This is a genomic window from Luteimonas granuli (assembly GCF_007795095.1).
Classification (GTDB): domain Bacteria; phylum Pseudomonadota; class Gammaproteobacteria; order Xanthomonadales; family Xanthomonadaceae; genus Luteimonas; species Luteimonas granuli.
Genome location: NZ_CP042218.1, coordinates 713,229 through 738,746 on the forward strand (window position 1 = coordinate 713,229; position 25,518 = coordinate 738,746).

A 25,518-nucleotide genomic window follows, 5' to 3' on the forward strand; every position below is an offset into this window, starting at 1 on the left:
GCTCACCAGCCGTAGCCCGCGCGCAGCCAGAACGTGCGGCCGGGCTCGTTGATGCGCACCGCATCGGCCGGATAGCCGAAGTCCGCGTTGCCGGCCAGGTTGAGATGCTCGCTGTAGGCGCGGTCGAACAGGTTGTCGACGCCGGCAGTGACCTGCAGGCGCGCGTTGACCCGGTAGCCGGCGTTGAGCGCCAGGGTGGCGAAACCGGCGCTGGGCCCGATGTCCTGGCCCACCACGTTGCCGTAGCCCTCCGCCACCCGGTCCTGCCCGTCGACCACGCGCAGCAACACGCCCGCCGACCAGGTTCCGTTGTTCCAGTCGGCGCTGAAGCGGCCCTCCAGGGGCGGCATCTGCGGCAACGGCCGGCCGCTGTCCCGGTCCTCGCCGCGGGCGTAGGCCAGGCTGCCGCCGAGCTTCCAGTCCTGCGCGGGCCGGTACTCGACGCCGAGCTCGGCGCCGCGGGTCTCGGCGTCGATGTTCGTCACCCGGGACCTCTTCCCCATCATCGTGTCCATGTAGCGGAACTGGATGAAGTCTTCGACCCGGCCGGCATAGGCCGAGACCCAGGCGCTGAAGCGTTCGCCGCGGTATTGCAGCCCGACATCGAGCTGGGTGGTCTTCTCGGTGTCGAGGCCGGCGAAGGCGTTGACCGCTCCCATCGGTCCCATGTCGGCCGAGAACATCTCCCAGTAGTCGGGCATGCGCTCGGTGTGGCCGACGCCCGCGTACCAGCTCAGCCTGCGGTCGATGTCGCGCTCGTAGCGCACGAAGCCGGCCTTGAGCGTCTCCTCGCGCGACTGCCCCGCCGTCGGGTTGTGCATCGGCGGATTGCCGTGCCCGCCGGACACCGTCATGCGCTCGTCGTCGACGCCCGCGCGGTCGACGCGCGCACCCGCGATCCAGCGGCCCGCGTCGCCCTGGAACCATGTGCCTTCGGCGAACACGCCGAGGTTGTCGAAGCGCGCGTCCACCACCCGGGGCAGGGCGAGGTAGGTGCCGCGGCCCACGCCGCCGCGGCGGCGGTGGCGGCTGTCCTGGGCGTCGATGCCGGTGGCGAGCTCGAACGTCGCGCCGCGCCAGGTGGCCACCGCGCGACCACCGCTGGTGCTGCGCTCGACGTTCGACGCCATCGGCATCGGCATCGGACCATCGGGATTGGGGTCGCGCAGGCTGTAGTTGTCCATCACGTGGTCGGCGATGTTGCGGTAGACGCTGGCCTCGAAGGCCTGCAGCGCCCCGAGCCCGAGGTCCGTCTTCTCGAAACGCAGGCTGTAGTTCGTGCGGTCGAACTGGCTGCCGTCCATGGCGCGCGTGGCGTAGCGCGCCTCGCCGTCGCCGATGCCGATGCCGAGCTCCAGCAGGGTGTCCTCGTCCGGCGTCCAGCCCAGTGCGAGATCGGCGTTCCACTTCTTCCAGGCCGAGCCGACGCGGTCGCCGTTGCCGTCGTCGTAGTCGCCCGACTCGGAACGGTTGGCGCTGATGCGGGCGTAACCCGACGGTGCGCCATACGTCGCATCCAGCACCTGGTCGTTGCGGCCCCAGCTGCCGGCGAGGGCGCTGCCTCCGACCTTCCAGTTCGGCTCGACATGGTGCTCTCGGTCGCGCTCGAAGCGCACCGTGCCCGCGGACGCGCCCGGGCCCCAGAGCACGGTCTGCGGTCCCTTGATCACCACCAGCGCGTCATAGGTCTCCGGCGCGATGTAGGACATGGCGTTGTCCATGCGCGAAGGACAGGCGCCGGGCATGGCGCCGTCGTTGGTGAGCAGGTTCAGGCGCGAGCCGAACATGCCGCGCAGCACGGGGTCGCCGTTGCTGCCGCCGTTGCGCACCGCGCTGAAGCCGGGGATGGTCTTGAGGTAGTCGGCGCCGTCGCTGGCAGGCACCGGCTGCCGCGGCAGCTTCGGACTGGTCTCCCAGGTGAGCGCGGACACCGGGGCCGCGGCGGTCACCACCAGGGCGTCGAAATCGACGGTGCGAGTGGCGTCGGCATGGATGTGGGCCGCGTCCTCGGCGGCTTCGACCGCGAATGCGGCGGGGCTGGCCAGCGCCGCGGCGATGGCCATGAACAGGGCCGACGAACGGATCGCCGGGCAGAACGGGATCGACATGGTGGAACTCCATGGGAGGGATATCGTGGGGTTTGCGCCGCGGGCGTACCCGCGCGGCGTGGTGTCGGCTCAGCCCCGCCGGGGCGGCCCGCGCGATCCCAGTCCACTGGGATGCCACCAGCGCAGGCGCGGTGCCTGCGTCGCGATCGCCGGCGCTGCTGCGCGCGGCACGTGCACGATATCGAACGCCACGCCCGCGGCGACGGCCATCGAGGCCAGCAAGGGGCAATAGTCGCACTCGGGATCACCGATGGCCGGGCGTCGTTCGCCGTCCCCGCCGCCACCATGCTGCGCGTGCGATGCATGGCCATGCTGCGCATGCGTTTCCTGATGGTGGATCACATCGGCCACGGCGGCGTGCGCCACCCGTCCGACCGTGGGCACCATGACCAGCAGCAGCGCGGCGGCCAGGCCGATCCGCGACATCCAGCGATTGAAGGCACTGTGCTTCATGGTGCAGCGGATTATCGCGGATCACCTGCGGAAAGACGGATGACACAGGTCAAGCGCAGTCGATTCCCGTACGCGAATGTACGTGCTTGACTCAAGTCATGGAGACGCGCGCGGGCGCATCGGTATCGTCCGCTCCAACGGCGGAAGAGCCCCCGCCCCGATCCTTCCAGATTTCATTCAACCGCTGAGGAAACATCCCATGAGGAACCTGGTACTGCTGTTCGCACTTGCCACCGCCGGTGGCTTCGTCCCGTTCGAGGCCGCCGCCCAGGGCCAGGCTTCGGTCGACATGATCGCCGACGTCACCTTCAGCCTGCGCACCGAAATCGCCAACGGGAAGATGGTGTTCATCGGCAACGCGGGCCCGATCAAGGACGTGGTCAATCCGGAACTGCGCGTGGCCGAGGGCGCGGTGGTGGCCATCACCGTCACCAACAACGACGGCGCCATGCACGACATCGCGGTCCCCGAGTTCGGCGCCCAGTCCGACCAGCTCGTCGGCGTCGGCGCAGCGACCACGATCGTGTTCCGCGCCACCAAGGCTGGCACCTTCGAGTACATCTGCACCATCCCCGGCCACAAGCTCGCCGGCATGGCCGGCAACCTGATCGTCGGCGACGTGAAGAAGGAAGTGAGCACGGCGATCAACGTGGCCAAGAACCCGGCCGAGGTCGGCAAGCCGGTTGGTGACCGCGGCCCGCAGCACGTCACCTACGACCTGCTGACCACCGAGGTCGAGGGCCGCCTGGACGACGGCAGCACCTACCGCTACTGGACCTTCGACAACACGGTCCCGGGCCCGTTCCTGCGCATCCGCCAGGGCGACACGGTGACGATCAACCTGAAGAACGCCGAGAACAGCGTCAACATCCATTCGGTCGACTTCCACTCCGTGACCGGCCCCGGCGGCGGCGCGGCGGTGACCCAGGTGCGCCCGGGCGAGACCAAGAGCTTCACCTTCAAGGCGCTTCACCCCGGCCTGTTCGTGTACCACTGCGCCACGCCGATGATCGCCCACCACATCTCCAACGGCATGTACGGGATGATCCTGGTCGAGCCCGAGGGCGGCCTGCCCAAGGTCGACAAGGAGTACTACGTCATGCAGGGCGAGCTGTACACGGCGCAGAAGCATGGTTCGCGCGGCCTGCAGGAGTTCTCGGTCGACAAGCTGCTCGACGAGAAGCCCGAGCACCTGATGTTCAACGGCTCGATGGACGCGCTCACCAAGACCTTCGACATGACGGCCAACGTGGGCGAGGAAGTGCGCATCTTCTTCGGCGTCGGCGGTCCGAACCTGATCTCGAGCTTCCACCTGATCGGCGAGGTGTTCGACCGGGTCTACGACCTGGCCTCCTTCACCAGCCCGCCGCTGAAGGACGTGCAGACCACGCTGGTGCCGCCGGGCGGCGCGACCATGGTCGAGTTCAAGGTCGACTACCCGGGCAAGTACATCCTGGTCGACCATGCGCTGTCCCGCGCCGAGAAGGGCCTGACCGGCATCCTCACGGTGCACGGCAAGGCGGACGCGGCGATCTTCAGCAGCAAGGAAGCGATCGACGCCTCGTCCGGCCACTGACCGCAGGCCGTCCACTCTCCCACGTGCAGGGCCCCGCTTCGGCGGGGCCCTTTTTTTCTCGGGCGAGTCAAGCCCCCGCTTGCACACAAAGGTCATGCCGCAGTCACGCCGCGTGAGACGAAGCAGCGGACAATGACCGCATGCACCAGATGATCGAACTCCACCCCAGGCCCGACGCCCTCAGCGGCCTCGGCCTGCCCGCCATCCCCTATCCCGTCGCCCTCCAGACTTTCCAGGCCGCCGTCGCCAACGACGGCGAACTGCCGCTGGCCGACATGCTGCACGGCCTGCAGCTGCGCGCCGCCCGTCCGGGGGCGGACTGGCAGCGCATGGAGCCGGCCATGGCACGGCTGGCCGAGCTCCTGGCGCCCGACGACCCGCGCGAATCCATCATCGCCCAGGGCGAGGACTGGTGGCTTGAGCTCGGACCGGTCGAGCCGGAGGAGGCCGACGCCCTCGCCCTGCAGCGCGGGGACGCCCTGCTCGCCGCCATCGCCCCGCGCGAGGACGGCCGCCTGCGCGTGGCGGCGTATCGGCCGCTGGACGGCCGCGCCCTCGAGATCCTGCTGGCGCTTGCCAGCGTGCCCGGCGCGTCGGCGGAGGCCACGGACCCGCGGACCTGCTGGGAGCGTGCGCAGGAAGCGGCTTCGGGCACCGGTCCCCATGCTTCCGCCCTTGATGGCCTGGCGCGGCTGTCGCGCGGCCAGCCGGCCGACGCGGACCTGGCTCCGCGCAAACCGGCCTGCGTGGTCGCGGAAATCGGCACCTTCCACATGCTCCACCGCGCGCAGGGGGCTGAACGCCGCATCGCGCGGCCCTGGGCCAGGCGTCCGGCAACGCCGCGCAGAGCGATGGCGTAGGATGCGGATGACCCGCATGCGCGGGGCATCAGGCGGCACATGCAAGCCCAAGTGCACCAAGTGGACAGCGTGCTGCGCGACATCGCGGCCGAAGGGCGCGGCACGGAAGCCATCTGCGCCCGGACGGTCTCGCTGTGGACCGGAGTGGCGCACGCCCTCGTTCCCATCATCGGCCAGCGCGGCATGTCCGCGCTGTACGAGCGCGCCCTGCACCTCGCGTCCGCGCAGCACAAGTGGCTGGAGCAGGCGCGTGGCGCGGATGCCGACGACGGACTGCCCGGCTTTTCCCTGCTCGCTGCCGCCGCCTCCAACCAGAGGCAGGACGACGCCATCGCGGCGATCGCCATCCTCTTCGAAACCTTCGACCGCCTGCTGGTCACCTTGATTGGCGCATCGCTCACCGAACGCTTGCTGCAGCCGGTCTGGGACGTCCCGTCCGCCAGCCCTACCCGACAGGACACTGCCCCATGAGCACCAGGAACGCGACCATCCGGCGCCTGCCCACCGGCGTCAAGGGCCTCGACGACATTCTTGGCGGCGGCATCCCGGAGTTCTCCTTCAACCTCATCGCAGGCTCCCCGGGCGCCGGAAAGACCACCCTCGCGCACCAGATGATGTTCGCGATGGCGACGCCGGAGCGGCCGGCGCTGTATTTCACCGTGCTCGGCGAGCCGGCGCTGAAGATGCTGCGCTACCAGCAGCAGTTCGAGTTCTTCGATCCCGCGCGCATCAACTCCTCGATCCGCTTCGTCAACCTCGCCGACGACACCGTCAACGGCAACCTGGACAAGGTGCTCGCGCGCATCGTGGACGCGGTGCGCACCCATGCACCCGGCTTCGTGTTCGTGGATTCGTTCCGCTCGGTGATCCTCGCCAGCCAGGGCGCGGGCGACACCTTCCTGACGCTGCAGGAGTTCATCCAGCGCCTGGGCATCCTGCTGACGGGCTGGGAGGCGACGACCTTCCTGCTGGGCGAGTACTTCAGCGACGCCGATCCCAACCCCATCTTCACCGTGGCCGACGGCCTGATCTGGCTGAGCCAGAGCGCGCAGCGCAACTCGGTGGTGCGCAAGATGGAAATCGTGAAGATGCGCGGGCAGCCGACCCTGCCGGGGCTGCACAGCTTCCGCATCACCGGGGCCGGGCTCCGGGTGTTCGCGCCGCCGCGCACCACGCCGGCGGCCGTGCCGGGCGCGGTCCCGCCGCTGCAGGACCGGCGCAGCGTCGGCATCCCGGGACTGGACGAGATGATGGGCGGCGGGTTGCCGCGCGGCTATTCGCTGCTGGTGGCAGGGCCGTCGGGCTCGGGCAAGACCATCCTCGCCTCGGCCTTCCTTGCCGAAGGCGCGCGCCGCGGCGAGACCGGCGTGATCGCCGCCTTCGAGCAGCGCTCGCGGCAATCGCGCGGCCCGCTGATCGCCGGCCTGATCGAAGCCGACCGCATCGGCGTCATCGACACCATGGGGCCGACGCTGTCGGTGGACGAGATCGCCGTGCTCCTGATCGAGGAGGTGCAGCGGCTGAAGGCGACGCGCGTGGTCATCGATTCGCTGTCGGGCTTCGAACTCGCGCTCGCGCCGACCTTCCGCGACGACTTCCGCGAATCGCTGTCGCGCCTGGTTTCGGCGCTGGCGGACACCGGCGCCACGGTGCTGATGACGTCCGAGCTCGAGGACCGCTACGACGAGCTGAGCTTCAGCCCCTACGGCACCGCCTTCCTCACCGACGCGATCATCGTCCAGCGCTACATCGAAGTGGACAGCCGGCTCCAGCGGGTGCTTGCCGTGGTCAAGGTCCGTGGCAGCGCGCACTCGCACGATCTGCGCCTGTTCGACATCGACGACGACGGCCTGCAGCTGGGCGAACGCCTCGCAGGCCATGAGGGCCTGCTGGGTGGCCACCCCATGCGCGTGACCAGGCCCGCGCCGGCGGGCGCGGCGCCGGGATGAACGCGCCGCCGCAGGTGCGCTTGACGTGACCGGGCCGGAGCCCGGTTCGCGGCGCGCGGCGGCGACGCAGTCGCTGGCCACGCTCGAGGCCCACGCGGTACAGCTGCGCGCGGAGGTCGCCGGCCTGCAGAAGGTGCTCGCCACCCTGCGCGATCGCGCACCGCCGAGCAGTGGCAATGACCTGCTCGAAGCCAACGAGCAGCTGGTGCTGGCGGCCCTGCGGGCACAGGCCGTCGCCGAGGCGGCCGAGCGCCACCGCGACGAGGCCGCGCGCGCTGGCGAACGCGATCCGCTGACCGACCTTCCCAACCGGACCTCGATGCTCGAACGCCTGCACCTGGCCCTGGCCTCCGCGCAGCGGCGGCAGGCGCAGCTGGCGGTGCTGTTCATCGACGTCGACCGCTTCAAGGAGATCAACGACAGCTACGGCCACCCCGTCGGCGACCAGGTCCTGCAGTCCATGGCGCGCCGGCTGGAATCGAACCTGCGGGAGACCGACACCGTGGGGCGCTTCGGTGGCGAGGAATTCCTCGTGCTGCTCGAAGACCTGGCATCGACAGACGACGTGCCGGGCATCGTGGAGCACCTGCTGGATGTCATGGCCAGGCCGGAAACGATCGCCGGCCATGTGATCGAGCTGTCGGCCAGTCTGGGGATCGCGTTCTATCCGGACGATGCCACCGATGAGGCCGGCCTCATCGCGTGTTCGGATGCCGCGATGTATCGCGCCAAGCGACGGGGGCCGGGGGGCTACGAGTTCTGCCACGCGATCGAGCGCGGAGCCGATGGCCGGCCGATGGCTGCGCCCCTGGCCCCGGATGATGGCGAGGACCAGCGGCTGCCCGGGCCTGCCGGTACCCGGGCGCGGCAGGCCGCCCTGCAGGAAGCCAACAGCGCGCTGGTGGTCTCCGCCCTGCATGCGCAGGCACAGGAAACACGCGCACTGGAAGCGCACGCACGGGCGCTGGGATCGATGGCTGCGGCCGCGCACGAGCTGCGCAATCCCCTGACCCCCATCCGGATCGCCGCCGGCATGCTCGGCGAAGCGCGCGACGACCTGGTGCGCTTCACCCGGCTGCGCGACATCATCGAAGAGGAAGTCCTGCACATCGCGCGCCTGGTCGACGATCTTGTCGACGGGTCGCGCGTGGTCAGTGGCAAGCTCAGCCTGCAGCGTGAAGAGGCCGCGCTCGCCCGCGTGCTGGAAGCCGCAACGGCGAGCTGCCGCCCGGCGATGGAGTCGCGGCGGCAGCAGCTGGTCGTGGAGCTGCCGCCCGACGATGCCATGCCGCTCACCGGAGACCACACCCGCCTGGTGCAGGTGTTCACCAACCTGCTCGACAACGCCTCGAAGTACACCCCGGAGGGAGGGAGCGTCCGCCTGGTCGCGGTGCGCTCGCCGGACGCGATCACGGTGAGCGTCCACGACACCGGCATCGGGATCCCCGCCGACGCCCTGCGGCGCATCTTCGACATGTTCGTGCAGGACCGCACCGCGGCGGCGCTGCGCCCCGGCGGACTCGGCATCGGCCTGGCGATCGTGCGCGAGCTGGTGGAGGCGCACGGCGGAACGGTCGTGGGCAGCAGCGACGGCCCGGGCCTGGGGAGCAGCTTCGTGGTCACGCTTCCGGTCGCTGCCTGAGGGCAGGCCGGTGGGTGGGGGGCTCAGTTCTGCGGCCGCGCCTCCACCTTCGGCTCGGCCACTTCGCGCCCGGCTTCGGCGCGGCCCGCCATGTCGGCGCCCGCGTCGGGCGCGAGCCGGCGCATCTGCCGCATCGAGGCCAGCGAGATCAGGCCCACAGTGAGGAAGGCGAAGGTGAAGTTGATCGCGGCATTGCCGGGCTGGCCGGTCAGCCGCCCCGCCGCGCTGAGCGCGAATCCGCCGATGGTCACGCCCAGGGCCAGCGACAGCTGCTGCGCCATCGCCGCCAGGCTGCTGGCCTGGCTCATCCGCGCCTGGTCGATGTCGGCATAGGCCACGGCGTTGATGCTGGTGAACTGCAGCGAGCGGAAGAAGCCGCTGGCCAGCAGCACGCCCACCATCAGCGGATAGGGCGTGTCGGCGCGGAACAGGCCGAAGCCGCAGAGCATCAGCGACGCCACCAGCCCGTTCCAGACCAGCACCGGCCGGAAGCCGAAACGATGGATGATGCGCGGCGCGACCGCCTTCATCACCATCGCGCCGGCAGTGGACGTGAAGGTGACCAGCCCCGATTCCAACGGATCGAGGCCGAAGGCCATCTGCAGCATCAGTGGCAGCAGGAAGGGCGTGGCACCGGTGCCGATGCGGAACAGCGAACCGCCGAGCACGCCCACCCGGAACGTCGGCACCCGGAACAGGTCCAGCCGCAGCAGCGGATGCGGGTGCCGGCGCGCATGCCACACATAGGCGGCGATCAGGGCGCCACCGGCCAGGATGCAGCCGGCGATCACGGCCCTGGGCACCAGCGCGGAACCGATCGCCGCCAGCCCCGACATCGCCAGTACCAGGCCGCCGGCGGACAACAGGAAGCCCCGCCAGTCCAGCGGCCCCACCGGCTGCTTCAGCATCGGGATATGCCGGTAGGCCAGCCAGATGCCCAGCAGGCCCATCGGGATGTTGATGAGGAAGATCCAGCGCCAGTCCGCGTAGGTCGTGATCGCGCCGCCCAGCACCGGCCCCAGCATCGGCCCCAGCAGCGCCGGGATCGTGAGCCAGCTCAGCGCGCGCACCAGCTCGGACTTCTCCACGCTGCGCAGCAGCACCAACCGCCCCACCGGCACCATCATCGCCCCGCCTATGCCCTGCACGAAGCGGCCGACCACCAGCTGGCCGAGCCCGTCGCTGGCGGCGCAGCCCAGCGACCCCAGGAGGAACACGCCGATGGCGGACATGAACACCGGCTTCGCACCGAAGCGGTCCGCGACCCAGCCGCTGACGGGAATGAACACCGCCAGCGCCAGCATGTAGGTGGTGAGCGCGAGCTTGAGCGCCACCGGCTCCACGCCCAGGTCCGCCGCGATCTGCGGCAGCGAGGTGGAGATCGCCGTCGAGTCCATGTTCTCGATGAACAGCGCGGTGGCGATGATCAGGGGGATGAGGCGGTGCGGGGGCAAGGCGGCTCGCGTGCGGCGGACAGCGGAGCATTGTCGCCCTTCCGGCGGGCGGGCGGCGTGAGCGGCCGACCCGGGATCAACCGGAATGGTCCCGCGGACCCTGCGCCTCCATCATCCTTGCGAAACGGTCGAATACCGACGGATCGCTCTTGATGCCCCGCTCGCCGTGCATGATCTCCATCGCTTCCGCATGCGTGCGCCGCGGCTGGTACGGGCGCTGCGAGGTCATGGCATCGTAGCTGTCGACCACGCCGATGATCCGCGCGCCCAAGGGGATGTCCTCGCCCCCGAGCCCGTCGGGATAGCCGCTGCCGTCGAACCATTCGTGGTGGTGGCGCACCAACCTGGCGAGCATCGCGGCATCCGCGCGATCCAGCTGTTCGCAGATGCGCGCGCCGGCACCGGCGTGGCGCCTCATGATCTCGAGTTCGGAGGCATCCAGCCTGCCGGGCTTCAGCAGGACATGATCGGGGATGCCGATCTTGCCGATGTCGTGCAGGCGCGCGGCGGCGCGCAGGGTGCCGATTTCCGCCTCGTCCGTGCCGCAGCAGCGCGCCAGCGCGACGCAGAGGAGTTCGACCCGGCCACCGTGCTCCTGCGTATACGGATCGCGCAGGTACAGCGCCGTGCTCAGCGCACCGCGCGGACCTGAAGAACCGCCGATCATCCCGGCCTCCCGCACTTCATCCCGCGGGCGCACGCGAACAGCCCCCTGCGTCATTGATCGAACATGTGTTTCCATCGACATCGGCGGCCCGCTTCCCAGGCGATCCGCCTGCGAGAAATATAACCGCGTTGCGAGCGATGCGGACTGACCGGAATCAATACGCTGCGGGCCGTGACTTGAAGCCAACGGCGCGATTGCCGAGCATGGGTACCCACATCCATCATCAGGAACCCAGATTGCACGCATTCAACGGCCTCAGCGCCGGTTTCCGCCCGCATCCCGCACCATCCCTTCCGGACGCGACCTCCCTGCTCGCCGACGAGCACACCGGCCTCCAGCACGCCGTCGTCAACCGCCATCCCCGCTATGGCGCGCAGCTCTTCCTCGACGACGACCTCCAGATCTCCGAATCCGACACCGCCTACGGCGTGGCCATGGCCAGCCCGTTGCTGGCCCTGCGTCGCCTCGAGCGCGTCGCCATCCTCGGCGGGGGCGATGGCGGCGTGCTCAACGAACTGATCCGCACGCTCGAACCGCTGGACGCTCTGCCATCCGAGCTGACCATGATCGAGATCGACCCGCGGGTGATGGAGCTCTCGCGCGAACACCTGCCGGTGCTGTGCGGCGATGCCTTCGACAGCCCGCATGCCCACGTCGTCACCGGCGACGCCTTCGCCTGGATCGCCAAGGCCCGCGACCTCGACGCGGTCATCTACGACCTGACCATGGACCCGGTGCGCGAAGGCCAGACGCGCGCCGACTTCATCACCCGGATCATCGGCCACATCGCCCGCGCCCTGCGCCCCGGCGGCATGCTGAGCATGCAGTGCTGCGGCCACGGCCGGGAGGACGCCGCCGACCGCGCCACCCGCCGCGAAGTCCTGCCGCTGATCCGCGCGGCGGTGGACGAACACTTCAACGAACGCTGCGAGCAGGACGTGCTGGTGCCATCGTACCGCGACCTCTGGACGTTCCTGAGCGCGCGCAAGGCCTGATCTCCGCGCGGACACGCATCCGCGACCGCTGGCGCGCTCAGATCCGCGCCAGCGCGTCGCGCAGCGGCTCCAGGTCGGCATCGGACACCGGGCGCACCACGCGCGCCAGCTCCATCCCCGAGCGCATCACCACCAGCGTCGGCCAGAGCCTGACGGCCAGCGAGCGCCCCAACGGCCGCCCCCGCCCGTCCTCGACCTTGAGGTGGGTCACGTTGCGGCTGCCGGCCAGCAGTCGGCGGATGCTCGCCTGCGCCGCCTGGCAGTGGCCACACCAGGGGGCGCCGAACTCGAGCAGGAGCGTGCCCTCCATCGCGTCGACGTCGTCGCGGGCGGGCTCGGTGGCGAGATAGTCGGATGCGTAAGCGGACATCTCCGGCTCCATGGCTCCGGGTGGGATCACAGCCGCTCCACCGCCGTCGCGCGCACCAGAACCTCGTCCTGGCGGAAGCGCGATTCCAGCGCTTCTCGGTAGCCGCGCCACCAGGCGTGGTCGACGTTGTCGACCATCACCTCGAACAGCACCACGTCATCGCGCTGCACGTCGCCTTCGTCGTCTTCCCACAGCCCCGTCGCCGGCGCGCGGGTGAAGGCGGTGACGCCGCCGTGCAGATCGGCCAGCTCGGTGCGTACGGTGTCGTAGAGCGTCTTCGGGAAGGCGGTGCCGGCGTGGTCGCGGAGCGGGAGGAAGATCTCGACGAGATGCACGGCGCCCTGCCTGCAGCCTTGACCGGGGCATTCAGCATCCCGCCGCAGGTGTCGGGCGGTCGTGAAGTCGGCAAAGCCCGCATCGTGGTCAACTCCCCGCCACCTGCCCCAGCCTGAACCGGCAAACCTTCCCGCCCCGCACCATGCACTCCATGTGGTGCACACGCCTCCCCGTGGCCGCCTCCATGTAGGCGAGATCGAACCTGCAGACCTGCGGATGCTGCCTGGCCAGTCCGTGGAAGACGCAGTTGAAGGCCTCGACCTGCCAGTCGTCGTCGTGCCTGGCCGGCAGGGCCTCGTAGCCGAGCGCGTCGAGCCGCTGCGCCAGCGCGCGCGCCAGGGCCTCGCCGTTTTCGGAGCGCATCGAGGCCTGGGTGGCGGCCACCGTCGCCCCGAGCTCCTGCAGCATCGCGCCCATCTCCTCCTCGCCCATGCGCTCGAGCAGCTGGGAGATGAGCGCCGCGGCGATCGCGCCATAGTTGCGCGGGAACAGTTCGCGCCCCGCGGCCGTCAGCGCATAGCGCGCCTGCGGTCGGCCGCCGGTGGCCCGGGGCTCGACGCGTTCCACCAGGCCGTGGACGATCAGCGGCGTGAGGTGCTGGCGCACGGCGTTGTGGCTGACGCGCAGGCGCTCGCACAGCTCTTCGACGCCCGCCCCGTCCCGGGCCAGCAGCAGCTGCCTCAGCAGCCGCTGCCGGGTGTCGCCGAACTGCGAAAGTCCCTGCATCGTCGTGGCCTCAGCTGGCCTTGTCGGGGAACTGCTTGGCAATGCCGGCGGCGAGCGCGTCGGCGATCATGTCCATGTGCGACTGCATCGCCGTCCACTCGGCCGCCTCGCCCGCGGTGTCACCGGCAAGGATCAGGTCCACCTGCTTCGAATGGTGCGCTCCGTGGGCCAGCAGCATGCCCTTGAGCGTGTCTTCGGGCCAGTTCGGGTTGGCGCCCGCCAGGAAGCCCGCGATCTCGCCGGCGTTGGCGGTGAGGTCGTCCATCGCCTTGGCCGCCGCGTCGGCGTTCCCGGCCGTGCGGCCGTCGGTCATGGCCTTCACCGCGCCCCAGTGGCCGCCGAGCAGGGTCAGCATCCGGCCGCCGGCGGCATCACCATAGAAGCCGGCCACCGCGTTGCTGATCTGCCTGGCGTTCTCGACCACGGCGTCGGCAGCGGCCGCGGCGTCGGACGCGTTGCCCGCGTGCATTGCCAGCGCGTAGTCGCGGGCATGCACGATGTGGCCATGCCAGAGCTCGCGCATCGTTGCCTGCAGCTGCGGCGCGGCCACGTCGTTGGCACCGGCAGCGGCCGCGGGGGACGGTTCAAGCGCGACGGAGGCGTCCGCCACCGCGTCGGCTGCCGCGAGGTCGGCGGCCGCGGTGGCTTCTTCCTGCGGTGGCGCCTGGTTGCAGCCCGCGAGGGCAAGCGCGAGGGCGAGGGCTAGCGTTGTGGCTGGCGTGTACATGGGAGGCTCCCGGATGCGTCGCGGATTGCGACAGATGCACATCCTCGATCCTGGAACCATGTTTTACATTTTCATATGTGTAAAGCGCGCGCGCTGCGGATTTGACGACCCTGCATCGCCGTTCGGCAAGCGCGGGAAGAGGCGGCCGGCCGCTTTCACCCACCCGCCGCACAGCGCGCCAGCGCTTCTTCGCCCCGTGCCGTCGCCAGGCAGCGCTCCCGCTGCAGCCGCCCGCGCACCTCGCCTTCCAGCCCGCGCAGGCCCCAGCGCCGGCCTTCGGCCACGGCGGCCTCGTCGTCGGCACCATCCAGCCACGCCGCCCGCAGCGCGGCCAGCGCACCGACGCGATTGCCGCTCGCGCAGTGCACGAGGGTCGGCCCGTCGATGCCTTCCAGCAGCCGGTCGAACGCGACCACGTTCTCCCGGGTGAGACCCTCTGCACCACGGACGGGCAGGTTGTCGTAGCGCATGCCCGCGGCGCGCACCGCCGCGGCCTCGTCGAAGTCCGGCGTTTCCCCGTCCGCGGTCAGGTCGATGACGTGGCGCACGCCCGCGGCGCCCAGGGCGGGCAGGTCGGCGGCCGAGATCCGGCCGCCGGAGTGGATCCCCTCGGCGGGATTCGCGAAGCCTTCCAGGGCCGAGGCCGCGACCGCTTCTTCCATGCCTGTCACCTCCGCGCCGCCCTGCCGGCCGGCCTGCAACGCGCAGCCCGCGCCCGCGGCGGCGAGAGCTGCCACCAGTACGATCCCGACGACGGCATGGCCTGCCCGCATGCGCAATTCCTCAGGCGAAGGGATCCTGCAGCACCATCGTGTGCTCCCGGTCCGGACCGGTGCTCACGATCGACAGCGGGCAGCCCGCCAGCTCCTCCAGCGCGCGCAGGTAGGCGCGCGCCGCCGGCGGCAGCCTGTCCCATTCGGTGATGCCGTGGGTGTCCTCGGTCCAGCCCGGGAACTCCAGGTACACCGGCTCGCACTCGGCCCAGCCCTGCGCGTCCAGCGGCGCATACTCGGTGCGCTTGCCGCGGTACTGGTAGCCGATGCACATCTTCAGCGTGTCGAAGCCGTCCAGGACGTCGAGCTTGGTGATGCACAGGCCGTTGATGCCGTTGATCGCCACCGCGCGCTTCAGCGCGACGATGTCGATCCAGCCGCAGCGGCGCGGACGGCCGGTGGTGGCGCCGTATTCCTGGCCACGGTCACGCAGGCGCTGGCCCACCTCGTCGTCGAGCTCGGTCGGGAACGGACCGCCGCCCACGCGCGTGGCGTAGGCCTTGCAGATGCCCAGCACGTAATCGATCGCGTCCGCGCCCACGCCGGTGCCGGCCAGCGCGCCGCCGACGGTGGTGTTGGAGCTGGTGACGTACGGATACGTGCCGTGGTCGATGTCGAGCAGCGAGCCCTGCGCGCCTTCGAACAGCACCTTCTTCCCCTGCTTGCGCAGGTCGTGGAGGATGCCGGCGACGTCGGACTTCATCGGCTCCACGTAGTCGCCGAAGGCCAGGGCCTCGTCATAGGTCTGCTGGAAGTCGATCGCGTCCGCGTCCAGGTACCGGGTCAGCACGAAGTTGTGGTAGTCGAGCGCGGTGCGCAACAGCTCTTCCAGCTGCTTCGGGTAATGCAGGTCGGCCACGCGGATGCCGCGGCGCGCGACCTTGTCCTCGTAGGCCGGGCCGATGCCGCGGCCGGTGGTGCCGATGGCCCTGCCGCCGGCGGCCTTCTCGCGCGCCTGGTCCAGTGCGATGTGGTACGGCATGATCAGCGGCGTCGCCGGACTGATCCGCAGTCGCGAGCGCACTTCCACGCCCGCTTCCTCCAACTCGGCGATCTCCTTCATCAGCGCCGCCGGGCTCAGCACCACGCCGTTGCCGATCAGGCACAGCGCGTCCTCGCGCAGGATGCCGGAGGGAATCAGGTGCAGAACGGTCTTCCTGCCGCCGATCACCAGCGTATGGCCGGCGTTGTGGCCGCCCTGGAACCGCACCACGCCGCCGATGTCCTGCGTCAGCAGGTCGACGATCTTGCCCTTGCCCTCGTCGCCCCACTGGGCTCCCAGCACCACCACCGACTGACCCATTTCCACGCTCCTGACAGACGAAAAGCCGGCGGGGACGGCCCCCGATCCGGCTTTTCGGCATTCTACAGGAGCCGGTCGCGCGGGGGCATCCACCCCCGCCCGTGCCTCACCCGCGCACCAGCATCAGCGCCAGCAGACCGCCGGCCGCGACCACGCCGCCGATGGTGCGCAAGCGCCCGTCAGGCGTGCCCAGCATCTGCGCCACGGCGCTCTTCCATGCGCGCGGGGCGACGAACAGCAGCAGCCCTTCCAGCACCGCCACCAGGCACAGCGCCGACCACAGTTCCTTCATGGCCGCGCCCGGCTCAGCGGTCGCTGCGCAGGTACTGGAGGAACGGGTCGTTGCGCTCCAGGACCATGACCGCGTCGCCGGACTCGAAGGCACGGCGATAGGCGTTCAGGCTGCGCTGGAAGGCGAAGAACGCGGGGTCGCGGTTGGCCGCCTCGGCATAGATGCGGGTGGCCTCGGCATCGCCCTCGCCGCGCAGCTTCTGCGCATCGCGCTCGGCCTCGGCCAGCAGCACCGTCTGCTCGCGGTCGGCCTCGGCGCGGACGATGCGCGCCTGTTCCTCGCCCTCGGCGCGCAGCGCGGCCGCCACCTGGCGGCGCTCGGCGCGCATGCGGTCGTAGACCTGGCCGATCACTTCGCTGTCGGTGGGCAGGTCGATCTGCTTGAAGCGGATGTCGACCACCTGCATGCCCAGCGTGCGCGCACCTTCGTTGATGCCGGGCAGCTGGCGGTCGATCAGCTCGGCGCGGTTGCCCGAGACCAGCTGGGTCAGCGTCTGCGAGTTGATCTCGTTGCGCAGCGATTCCTTGATGATCGGCGCCAGACGGTCGGTGACCAGCTCCTCGTTGCCGCCGGTCGCGCGGTAGAAGTCCGCCGCATCGACGATGAAGCCGATGGCGACGAAGTCCACGCTCACGTCCTTGCGCTCCGAGGTCAGCGAGCGCTCGGGCGGGAACTCGTTGGCGGTGAAGCGGCGGTCGAACACGCGCGCGCTCTCGACCAGCGGGATCTTGAAGTGCAGGCCCGGCCCGAGGTCGGTGCGGGCGACGCGGCCGAGGTTCAGCACCAGGCCGACCTGGCCCTCGCGGACCACGAACACCGAGCCGAGCAGGCCCAGCAGCACGACCAGGACGATGGGGACGATCAGTTGCGGCTTCATCGGATGGCTCCCTCACGCGGCGGGCGCGGCAGGTTGCCGGTCGCCGCGGGCACCGGCTCGGATTCGGGGCGCGCGTCGGGGGACGGCGACACCATGTCGGGGGTCAGCAGCGGCGGCTGCGCGGCGCCCTGCCCGGGCATCGGCACATAGATCAGCTGGCGGCCGTCGCCGCCGACCACGGTGCGGTTGTCGGCCAGCACTTCCTCCACGGTCTCCAGCCACAGGCGCTTGCGGGTGACCTCCGGCGCCTTGCGGTACTCGTCGACCAGCAGGGTGAAGCGTTCGGCGTCACCGGTGGCGCGGGCCACGGCGGCGGTCTTGTAGCCCTCGGCGGTGGTGCGTACGCGCTGCGCCTGGCCGCGGGCCTCGGGAACGATGCGGGCGGCGTAGGCCCGGGCTTCGTTCACCAGGCGCTCGTTCATCTGCTGCGCGCTGTTGACCTCGTCGAAGGCGGGCTTGACCGCTTCCGGCGGGCGCGCGTCCTGCAGGCTGAGCTCGGTCACGATCAGGCCGGTGCGATAGGTCTCCAGCGAGGCCTGCAGCGAGGTGGCCGCGGCGGCCGACAGCGGGCCGCGGGCGTTGAGCGCGGAGTCCAGGTTGGAGCGGCCGATCTGCTCGCGCACGGCGCTCTGCGCCACCTGCTCGAGCACTCGGTCGGCGTCGCGCGAGCCGAACAGGTACATCTGCGGGTCGCTGATGCGGTACTGCACGTTGAACGACACGGTGACGATGTTCTCGTCGCGGGTCAGCACCGGCAGGCTGTTGCTGAAGGTGCGCACGCCGGTGGTGTTGATCTTGGTGACGCTCTCGATCGGCCACGGCAGCTTGAAGTTCGGGCCCGGCTGCATGACGCGGGCGAACTTGCCGAAGCGCAGCACCACGCCGCGGTCCTGCTCGCCGACCAGCACGAAGCAGTTGAAGGCCAGCCACAGCGCGAAGACGATGCCGATCCAGCGCAGCGGATTGCCACCGCCACCGCCGAACAGGCCGCGGAGCTGCTCCAGGATGCCGTCGAACGGCCCGCGGCCGCGGCCACCGCCGCCGCTGCGGCGCGGCGGCCAGGGATTCTGGCGGCGGTCATTGCCGCCGTCGCGGCCCGAACCGCGGTCGTCGTTGTTCTTGCCGGGGATGTTCCAGGCCATGCTGGCTCCAGTCTGGGGATCCCGCCGCCGGGTGCCGGCGACGACGGGACATTCTACAGGGTGTCCACGCACCGGGTCCGCCCGCGCGGGGAACGCATCAGACGGCCGGCAGCAGCGGCCGCAACGGCGCGCCGTCGCCCTGTGCCGCCAGGCGGCGGGCGTCGGCCAGGGGCAGGTCGATGTCCAGGGTCCAACCGTCCTCGTCGTGCGACTCGCCGCGGATCGCGTCGATGGCATGCAGGCGCGCGCGCAGACGTCCCGCATCGGACGGCAGGCGCAGCTCGGCGTGCAGCCGGCGCAGACCCAGGCGGCGGCCCAGGGCCTCGCGCAGCAGGTCCAGGCCGGTGCGGTCGCGGGCCGAGATCCAGACGCGCTCGCGGTCGGCCACCTCGTCGGCGTGGTCGCTGGCATGCGGCAGGTCGTGGCGCGGCGGCATCTCCAGGCGATCGATCTTGTTGTAGACCAGCAGCTGCGGGATGTCGCCGGCGCCGATCTCGGCCAGAACCTCGTCCACCTGGGCCACCCGCTCGTCGCGCAGCGGGTCCGAGGCGTCGATCAGGTGCACCAGCAGGTCGGCCTCGCGGGCCTCGCTCAGGGTGGAGCGGAACGCCGCCACCAGCTCGTGCGGCAGGTCGCGCACGAAGCCGACGGTGTCGGCCAGCACCACGTGTCCGCCCGGCAGCGTGATCTTGCGCACCGTGGGATCGAGGGTGGCGAACAGCTGGTCGGCGGCATAGGCGTCGGCGCCGGTCAGGGCGTTGAACAGCGTCGATTTGCCGGCGTTGGTGTAACCCACCAGCGCCACCCGCGGCAGTTCGCTGCGCACCCGGGCCCGGCGCATCTGGCCGCGCTGGACCTCGACCTTCTCCAGCCGCTTCTGCAGTGCGTCCACGCGCTTCTGCAGCAGCCGGCGGTCGGTCTCGAGCTGGGTCTCTCCGGGCCCGCGCAGGCCGATGGAGCCGCCGCGCTGGCGCTCGAGGTGGGTCCAGCCGCGCACCAGGCGGGTGGCCATGTGCCGCAGCTGGGCCAGTTCGACCTGGAGCTTGCCTTCATGGCTGCGCGCGCGCTGCGCGAAGATGTCGAGGATCAGGCCGGTGCGGTCGACGACGCGGCGCTCCAGGAACTTCTCGAGGTTGCGCTCCTGGCCGGGCGTGAGCGGGTGGTTGACCAGCACCAGGTCGGCGCCGGTGGCCTCGGCCGTGGCCTTGACCTCGTCGAGCTTGCCGCTGCCCAGCAGGGTGGCAGGATTCGGGCGGTCGATGCGCGCGGGCATCACGTGGGCCACGCTGGCGCCGGCCGAGCGTGCGAGTTCTGCGAACTCCTCCAGCACGCCCTCGTCCGGCGGACCGCCGGCATGGGGCTGGATCAGCAGGGCGTGCTCCCCCCTTCCGGGAACGTTCAAACAGCTGGGTCGGCATGCGGGCGGCGGACGGGTGTCATGGCCCTGACATGGGGCCGGGAGCCGCCGACGCAAGCCTCATCCGGCTCCGTCGCCATCCGCCGCTTCGGTGGCACCCTCCTCGCCGGCCTGGACCACGCCGCCGCCCGGGCCCACGCGCACGTTGCGCGCCGGCACCACGGTGGAGATGGCGTGCTTGTAGACCATCTGGCTGACAGTGTTGCGCAGGAGCACGACGAACTGGTCGAAGGACTCGATGGTGCCCTGGAGCTTGATGCCGTTGACGAGATAGATCGACACCGGCACGCGTTCGCGGCGCAGCGCGTTCAGGAAAGGATCCTGCAAGGACTGTCCCTTGGACATTCGGTTTCCCCGACTGGTTCTTGTTGTTATGGATGCAGCGGCCCGGCGGACCGCGTCGCCTGACCGCTCCCCGGTGGCGACGGGCCCGATCTTATACGACCCGGGCCGCACGGGGCCGGTTCGGGCGTCGATCGCGTGACGAGGCGCACCCCCGGGCACGCTTCCGATCGCTCATGCGAGGAAATCCGCCACCGCACGCGCCAGCTGCCGGCTTCCGGTCGCGGGATCGAACCAGCGTGCGTCGAGCTCGCCGCGCAGCCAGGTGGACTGGCGCTTGGCCAGCTGGCGGGTGGCGGCGATGCCGCGCTGGCGGAACTCCGCGGCGTCGCCGCGGCCGTCGAGGTGCTCCCAGGCCTGGCGATAGCCGACGGCGCGGATGGCGGGCAGGTCGAGCGGCGCGGGGTGCGCGCGCAGGGCGGGAAGCACACGCAGTGCCCGGACCTCGTCGAGGAAGCCGGCGGCGAGCATGGCGTCGAAGCGGCGCGCGATGCGTTCGTGCAGCACGGCGCGATCGGCGGGCGCGACGACGACCTTGAGCACCTTCAGCGGCAGGCGGCGGATCCGGGCGGAGCCGGCCTGCCAGTCGCTGAGCGCACGTCCACTGACCCGCCAGACCTCCAGCGCGCGCTGGATGCGCTGTGGATCGCCGGGACCGATGCGTGCCGCGGCGGCGGGGTCGACCCGCGCCAGCTCCGCATGCAGCGCGGGCCAGCCGCGTTCGCGGGCCTCGGCCCCGATCGCCGCGCGGACGACGGGCTCGGCGGCAGGCATCTCCGCCAGCCCCTCCAGCAGCGCACGGAAGTACAGGCCCGTGCCGCCGGCCAGGATCGGCAGGCGGCCGCGGGCGACGATGCCATCGATGGCGACGCGCGCGTCGCGGGCGAAGTCGGCGGCGGAATACGCCTGCCACGGGTCGCGCAGGTCGAGCATGTGGTGCGGTGCGCGGGCCTGCTCGAAGGCATCCGGCTTCGCCGCGCCGATGTCCAGGCCGCGGTAGACCAGGGCCGAGTCGACGCTGACGATCTCGCCGCCGAAGCGTTCCGCCCAGTCCAGCGCCAGCGCGGTCTTGCCCGAGGCCGTCGGCCCCATGAGCGCGATCGCGCGCGGGCGCCGGTCCTCCGCGGCTGCGTCAGTAGCCATGTTCCTTCAGCTCGCGGCGGACCTCGCGGTGCGTCGCCTGCACGGCCTCCGACGGGGTGCGGCCCAGCAGGCTCACCACGATGACGGCGACGGTAGCGGCGATGAAGCCGGGAACGATCTCGTACAGCGCGCTGCCGGTGTGCTTCCACAGCACCACCGTGGCCGCGCCCGCGAGCACGCCGGCGAGCGCGCCGTTGCGGGTCATGCGTGCCCAGGTGAGCGACAGCAGCACGACGGGTCCGAAGGCGGCGCCGAAGCCGGCCCAGGCATAGGCCACCAGGCCGAGCACGCGGCTCTCCGGGTCGCGGGCGATCCAGATCGCCAGCAGCGCCACCGCCAGCACCGAGGCGCGTCCGAACCAGACCAGTTCACGCTGCCCGGCCTGCGGGCGGACGAAACCGCGGTAGAAATCCTCGGTCAGCGCGCTGGAGCACACAAGCAGCTGGCAGGAGAGCGTGCTCATGATGGCGGCCAGGATCGCCGACAGCAGCACGCCGGCCACCCAGGGATTGAACAGCTGCTGCGACAGGTTCACGAACACGCGCTCGGGATCGACCAGGACCAGCTCCGGATGGGCGGCGTACCAGGCGATGCCGAACACCCCCACCGAGACCGAGCCGAGCAGGCACAGCACCATCCAGGTCATGCCGATGCGGCGCGCGCGCGGGATCGCGGCCAGCGACTCGGCGGCCATGAAGCGCGCCAGGATGTGCGGCTGGCCGAAGTAGCCCAGGCCCCAGGCCAGCGCCGAGACCACCGCGACCAGGCCACCGGCGCCGACCCAGTCCAGGCGCGAGGGATCCACCTGCTCCACCAGCGCCAGGCCCTCTCCCACCCCGCCGACGCCCACGATCACCATCACAGGCACCAGCAGCAGGGCGAAGATCATCAGTGTCGCCTGCACGGTGTCGGTCCAGCTGACCGCCAGGAAACCCCCGATGAAGGTATAGGCGATGGTCACGGCCGCGCCCCACCAGAGCGCCTGCGCGTACGGCAGCCCGAACACTTCTTCGAACAGCTTGGCGCCGGCGACGATGCCCGAGGCGCAGTACACCGCGAAGAACACCAGGATCACCAGCGCCGACACCACCCGCAGCACGCGCGCGCGGTCGTCGAAGCGGTGGGTGAAGTAGTCCGGCAGCGTGAGCGCGTTCTTCGCGCGCTCGGTGTAGACCCGCAACGGCCCGGCCACGACGTGCCAGTTCGCCCAGGCCCCGAGCACCAGCCCTACGGCGATCCAGCCCTCCGACACACCGCCCAGGTATGCCGCGCCGGGCAGGCCCATCAGCAGCCAGCCGCTCATGTCCGAGGCGCCCGCCGAGAGCGCCGTCACCAGGCTGCCCAGCGAACGGCCGCCGAGGATGTAGTCGTCGAAGGTCTTCGTGCGCCGGTATGCCCACAGGCCGATGCCGATCATCAGCAGCAGGTAGCCGGCGAAGGTGGCGATCAGCGGCAGGCTTGCGGTCATGCGGTGTCCCCCTGGCCCCGAGGGCCGGGGCGTGCACCGCCGGCACTTTACGCGAGCGCGCGCTCAGTCGGGCCAGTCGATGGTCATGCCCGGCGACTGCGCGGCGCGTGGCACGGGGACCGCCTCGACTGCCGCCAGCACCTTCAGCGCGTCGACCGTGGCGGCCACGTCGTGCACGCGCAGCAGCATGGCGCCGCGCTGCGCCGCGATGAGGTGAGCGGCCACCGAGCCGTGCACGCGCTGGCGCGGGTCGTCGCGGCCGGTGAGGGCGCCGATGCTGCGCTTGCGGGAAAGCCCGGCGAGCACCGGCACGCCGAGTTCCGCGAAGCGCTCGAGCCGCGCCAGCAGGGTGACGTTGTGCTCCACGGTCTTGCCGAAGCCGAAGCCCGGGTCGGCGATCAGCCGCCGGCGCGGGATGCCGGCCATCTCGGCTGCGAAGATGCGCTCGGCGAGGAAGCGGTGCACCTCACCGACCACGTCGTCGTACTCGGGCGCCTCCTGCATCGAGCGCGGCTCGCCGAGCATGTGCATGAGGACGACGGGGACGCCGAGCTCCGCGGCCGCATCCAGCGCGCCCTCGGCGCGCAATGCGCGGATGTCGTTGATCATGCCGGCACCGGCCTGCACGGCCGCGCGCATGGTCTCCGGGCGCCAGGTATCGACGCTGACCGGCAGCGCGGTCCCGCGCACCAGGCGCTCGATGACGGGCACGACGCGGCGGATCTCCTCCTCCGCGCCCACCTCCTCCGAGCCGGGGCGGGTGGACTCGCCGCCCACGTCGAGGATGTCGGCGCCCTCCTCCGCCAGCCGCAGGCCGTGGGCCACGGCGGCATCGGCGTCGAAATGGTCGCCACCGTCCGAGAACGAGTCCGGGGTGACGTTGACGATGCCCATCACCCGCGGCCGGTCCAGGCGCAGCGGCCGGCCGGCGCAGTCCAGGGTGGGGACGGTGTCGAACACCGGGATCAGGCCTGCGGCGCCGGATCCCCGCTGATCGGGGGCAGCGGCCGCTTGCCGCCGCCCTCGCCCTCGTCGTCCCCCTTGGAGGACGGCTTGTTCCAGCCCATCGGCGCCGGCGCCTCGCGGCCTTCCATGATCGCGTCGATCTGCGGCACGTCGATGGTCTCGTACTCCAGCAGCAGCTTCGCCATCGCGTGCAGCTTGTCGATGTTGTCGGTCAGGATCTGCGAGGTGCGTGCATAGGCACGGTCGAGGATGCCGCGCACCACTTCGTCGATGCGCCGGGCGGTGTCGTCGGAGACGTTCTTGTGCTGGGTCACCGAGCGGCCCAGGAACACCTCGTCCTCCTCCTCCCCGTAGGCGATCGGGCCGAGCTCGTCGGACAGTCCCCACTTGGTGGCCATGTTGCGGGCGATCTTGGTCGCGCGCTCGATGTCGTTGGAGGCTCCGGTGGTGACCTTGTCCTCGCCGAAGATCAGCTCTTCGGCGACGCGGCCGCCGTACAGAGAGCACAGCTGCGACTCCAGCGCGACCCGGTTCATCGAGTAGCGGTCGCCTTCCGGCAGGTACATGGTCACGCCCAGGGCGCGGCCGCGCGGGATGATGGTGACCTTGTAGACGGGGTCGTGCTCGGGCACCAGGCGGCCGACGATGGCGTGGCCGGCCTCGTGGTAGGCGGTGAGGGTCTTCTCGTCCTCGCTCATGGCCATCGAGCGGCGCTCGGCGCCCATCAGGATCTTGTCGCGGGCCTTGTCGAAGTGCTCCATGCGCACGTCCTTGGCGTTCTCGCGCGCGGCGAACAGCGCCGCCTCGTTGACGAGGTTGGCCAGGTCCGCGCCGGAGAAGCCCGGCGTGCCGCGCGCCACGACCATCGGCTCGACGTCGTCGGCCAGCGGCACCTTGCGCATGTGCACCTTGAGGATCTGCTCGCGGCCCTTGACGTCGGGCAGGCCCACCACGACCTGGCGGTCGAAGCGGCCCGGACGCAGCAGCGCGGGATCCAGCACGTCGGGACGGTTGGTCGCGGCGATCACGATCACGCCCTCGCCGCCCTCGAAGCCGTCCATCTCGACCAGCAGCTGGTTGAGGGTCTGCTCGCGCTCGTCATGGCCGCCGCCCAGGCCGGCGCCGCGATGGCGGCCGACGGCGTCGATCTCGTCGATGAAGATGATGCACGGCGCATGCTTCTTCGCCTGCTCGAACATGTCGCGCACGCGGCTGGCGCCGACGCCGACGAACATCTCGACGAAGTCGGAGCCCGAGATCGAGAAGAACGGCACCTTGGCCTCGCCGGCGATCGCCTTGGCCAGCAGGGTCTTGCCGGTGCCCGGCGGGCCGACCATCAGCACGCCGCGCGGGATCTTTCCGCCCAGCTTCTGGAAGCGCGAGGGATCGCGCAGGAATTCGACCAGTTCGCCGACCTCCTCCTTGGCCTCGTCGCAGCCGGCGACGTCGGCGAAGGTGATCTTGACCTGGTCGTCGCCCAGCAGCTTCGCGCGCGAACGACCGAAGGACATCGCGCCCTTGCTGCCGCCCTGCTGCATCTGCCGCATCATGAAGAACCAGAAGCCGATGATCAGCAGCACCGGCAGGAAGTTGAGCAGCAGCGACCACAGGGTGACGCCCGACTCCGGCGGCGCCTGCTTGATCTCCACGCTGTGGTTCATCAGGTCGTCGACCATGCGCTCGTCGCGGCGCGGCGCGGTGGTGATGCCGGTGCTGCCGTCCTTGCGCTGGAACTTGACCGAGCGCTCGTCGCTGGCGATGTCCACCGACTTGATGCGGTCGTTGCGCACGTCGGTCATGAACTGCGAGTACATGACCTCCTGGCTGCCGGGCACCGTGGGGCTGAAGCTGTTGAAGACCACCATCAGCACGACGGCGACCACCACCCACAGCATCAGATTCTTGACCAGGTCGTTCATTCCACTCTGCTCC

Annotated in this window: 24 protein-coding genes and 1 pseudogene; 6 read left to right on the plus strand and 19 right to left on the minus strand. The window is 70.7% G+C overall.

Translation table 11 applies throughout. The features are described 5' to 3' along the window. Positions 1 to 2: 2 nt before the first annotated feature. A complete protein-coding gene (locus FPZ22_RS03200; protein ID WP_144893885.1) occupies positions 3 to 2,063 on the minus strand; it encodes a TonB-dependent copper receptor in 2,061 nt (686 codons plus the stop codon). A 114-nt stretch (positions 2,064 to 2,177) separates the two neighbouring features. Continuing rightward, a complete protein-coding gene (locus FPZ22_RS03205; protein WP_144890245.1) occupies positions 2,178 to 2,561 on the minus strand; it encodes a DUF2946 family protein in 384 nt (127 codons plus the stop codon). A 199-nt stretch (positions 2,562 to 2,760) separates the two neighbouring features. Here FPZ22_RS03205 and nirK point away from each other — a divergent pair, with 199 nt between their 5' ends. The 5 genes from nirK to FPZ22_RS03230 all read left to right on the plus strand — a co-directional run bounded on the left by nirK (position 2,761) and on the right by FPZ22_RS03230 (position 8,588). Continuing rightward, positions 2,761 to 4,137: a copper-containing nitrite reductase gene (gene nirK, locus FPZ22_RS03210; RefSeq protein ID WP_210412698.1), complete on the plus strand. Its 1,377-nt coding sequence runs from the start codon at positions 2,761 to 2,763 to the stop codon at positions 4,135 to 4,137. A gap of 140 nt (positions 4,138 to 4,277) precedes the next feature. Then, entirely contained in the window at positions 4,278 to 4,997 is a 720-nt protein-coding gene (locus FPZ22_RS03215; protein WP_144890248.1) for a hypothetical protein, read from the plus strand. Positions 4,998 to 5,057: 60 nt separating this feature from the next. Further along, positions 5,058 to 5,468 carry a hypothetical protein gene (locus FPZ22_RS03220; protein ID WP_144890251.1) on the plus strand — a complete coding sequence of 137 codons (411 nt, stop codon included), beginning with the start codon at positions 5,058 to 5,060 and terminating at the stop codon, positions 5,466 to 5,468. Next, positions 5,465 to 6,946, plus strand: coding sequence for an ATPase domain-containing protein (locus FPZ22_RS03225; RefSeq protein ID WP_144890253.1), 1,482 nt, complete (start codon positions 5,465 to 5,467; stop codon positions 6,944 to 6,946). Before FPZ22_RS03220 ends, FPZ22_RS03225 begins: the two co-directional genes overlap by 4 nt. 25 nt (positions 6,947 to 6,971) lie before the next feature. Beyond that, entirely contained in the window at positions 6,972 to 8,588 is a 1,617-nt protein-coding gene (locus tag FPZ22_RS03230) for a diguanylate cyclase domain-containing protein (protein ID WP_144890256.1), read from the plus strand. A 23-nt stretch (positions 8,589 to 8,611) separates the two neighbouring features. Here the strand turns inward: FPZ22_RS03230 and FPZ22_RS03235 are convergent, their stop codons facing one another. Beyond that, positions 8,612 to 10,042, minus strand: coding sequence for an MFS transporter (locus FPZ22_RS03235; protein WP_144890259.1), 1,431 nt, complete (start codon positions 10,040 to 10,042; stop codon positions 8,612 to 8,614). A 76-nt stretch (positions 10,043 to 10,118) separates the two neighbouring features. Further along, on the minus strand, positions 10,119 to 10,742 hold the full coding sequence (locus FPZ22_RS03240; RefSeq protein ID WP_246120917.1) for an HD-GYP domain-containing protein: 624 nt from the start codon (positions 10,740 to 10,742) through the stop codon (positions 10,119 to 10,121). Positions 10,743 to 10,945: 203 nt separating this feature from the next. Between FPZ22_RS03240 and FPZ22_RS03245 the strand changes: the two genes are divergently transcribed. Then, positions 10,946 to 11,704, plus strand: a complete 759-nt coding sequence (locus FPZ22_RS03245; protein ID WP_168198919.1) for a spermidine synthase — start codon at positions 10,946 to 10,948, stop codon at positions 11,702 to 11,704. Between the two features lie 37 nt (positions 11,705 to 11,741). On the opposite strand, the gene FPZ22_RS03250 is transcribed toward FPZ22_RS03245, so the two are convergent. From FPZ22_RS03250 to ftsH, 15 genes and pseudogenes are all read right to left on the minus strand, one after another. Then, on the minus strand, positions 11,742 to 12,074 hold the full coding sequence (locus FPZ22_RS03250; RefSeq protein ID WP_144890264.1) for a thioredoxin family protein: 333 nt from the start codon (positions 12,072 to 12,074) through the stop codon (positions 11,742 to 11,744). Positions 12,075 to 12,100: 26 nt separating this feature from the next. After that, positions 12,101 to 12,409, minus strand: a complete 309-nt coding sequence (locus FPZ22_RS03255) for a hypothetical protein (RefSeq protein WP_144890267.1) — start codon at positions 12,407 to 12,409, stop codon at positions 12,101 to 12,103. Between the two features lie 88 nt (positions 12,410 to 12,497). Further along, entirely contained in the window at positions 12,498 to 13,136 is a 639-nt protein-coding gene (locus FPZ22_RS03260; RefSeq protein ID WP_144890270.1) for a helix-turn-helix transcriptional regulator, read from the minus strand. 10 nt (positions 13,137 to 13,146) lie between these two features. Further along, positions 13,147 to 13,863 (minus strand): hypothetical protein, encoded by a 717-nt coding sequence (locus FPZ22_RS03265; protein WP_144890272.1) that lies wholly within the window; start codon positions 13,861 to 13,863, stop codon positions 13,147 to 13,149. Positions 13,864 to 14,018: 155 nt separating this feature from the next. Continuing rightward, positions 14,019 to 14,525, minus strand: a complete 507-nt coding sequence (locus tag FPZ22_RS03270) for a protein tyrosine phosphatase family protein (RefSeq protein WP_246120918.1) — start codon at positions 14,523 to 14,525, stop codon at positions 14,019 to 14,021. A 121-nt stretch (positions 14,526 to 14,646) separates the two neighbouring features. Continuing rightward, entirely contained in the window at positions 14,647 to 15,939 is a 1,293-nt protein-coding gene (locus FPZ22_RS03275; protein WP_144890278.1) for an adenylosuccinate synthase, read from the minus strand. Positions 15,940 to 16,045: 106 nt separating this feature from the next. Beyond that, entirely contained in the window at positions 16,046 to 16,231 is a 186-nt protein-coding gene (locus FPZ22_RS03280) for a DUF2065 domain-containing protein (protein ID WP_144890281.1), read from the minus strand. Between the two features lie 13 nt (positions 16,232 to 16,244). Then, the gene (gene hflC, locus FPZ22_RS03285) at positions 16,245 to 17,108 is read right to left on the minus strand and encodes a protease modulator HflC (RefSeq protein WP_144890284.1); all 864 of its coding nucleotides are present in this window, start codon (positions 17,106 to 17,108) and stop codon (positions 16,245 to 16,247) included. After that, entirely contained in the window at positions 17,105 to 18,250 is a 1,146-nt protein-coding gene (gene hflK, locus FPZ22_RS03290) for an FtsH protease activity modulator HflK (protein WP_144890287.1), read from the minus strand. The genes hflC and hflK overlap by 4 nt, the downstream gene beginning before the upstream one ends. Before the next feature lie 97 nt (positions 18,251 to 18,347). Then, positions 18,348 to 19,656, minus strand: a pseudogene (gene hflX, locus FPZ22_RS03295) (ribosome rescue GTPase HflX). A gap of 71 nt (positions 19,657 to 19,727) precedes the next feature. Continuing rightward, positions 19,728 to 20,012, minus strand: coding sequence for an RNA chaperone Hfq (gene hfq, locus FPZ22_RS03300; protein ID WP_144890293.1), 285 nt, complete (start codon positions 20,010 to 20,012; stop codon positions 19,728 to 19,730). 171 nt (positions 20,013 to 20,183) lie between these two features. Continuing rightward, positions 20,184 to 21,152, minus strand: a complete 969-nt coding sequence (gene miaA / locus FPZ22_RS03305) for a tRNA (adenosine(37)-N6)-dimethylallyltransferase MiaA (protein ID WP_144890296.1) — start codon at positions 21,150 to 21,152, stop codon at positions 20,184 to 20,186. Further along, the gene (gene putP / locus FPZ22_RS03310; protein WP_144890299.1) at positions 21,142 to 22,620 is read right to left on the minus strand and encodes a sodium/proline symporter PutP; all 1,479 of its coding nucleotides are present in this window, start codon (positions 22,618 to 22,620) and stop codon (positions 21,142 to 21,144) included. The genes miaA and putP overlap by 11 nt, the downstream gene beginning before the upstream one ends. A 63-nt stretch (positions 22,621 to 22,683) precedes the next feature. After that, on the minus strand, positions 22,684 to 23,580 hold the full coding sequence (folP, locus tag FPZ22_RS03315; protein WP_144890301.1) for a dihydropteroate synthase: 897 nt from the start codon (positions 23,578 to 23,580) through the stop codon (positions 22,684 to 22,686). Between the two features lie 5 nt (positions 23,581 to 23,585). Continuing rightward, complete coding sequence (gene ftsH / locus FPZ22_RS03320; protein WP_144890304.1) at positions 23,586 to 25,505, minus strand: ATP-dependent zinc metalloprotease FtsH; 1,920 nt, start codon at positions 25,503 to 25,505, stop codon at positions 23,586 to 23,588. Positions 25,506 to 25,518: the final 13 nt, after the last annotated feature.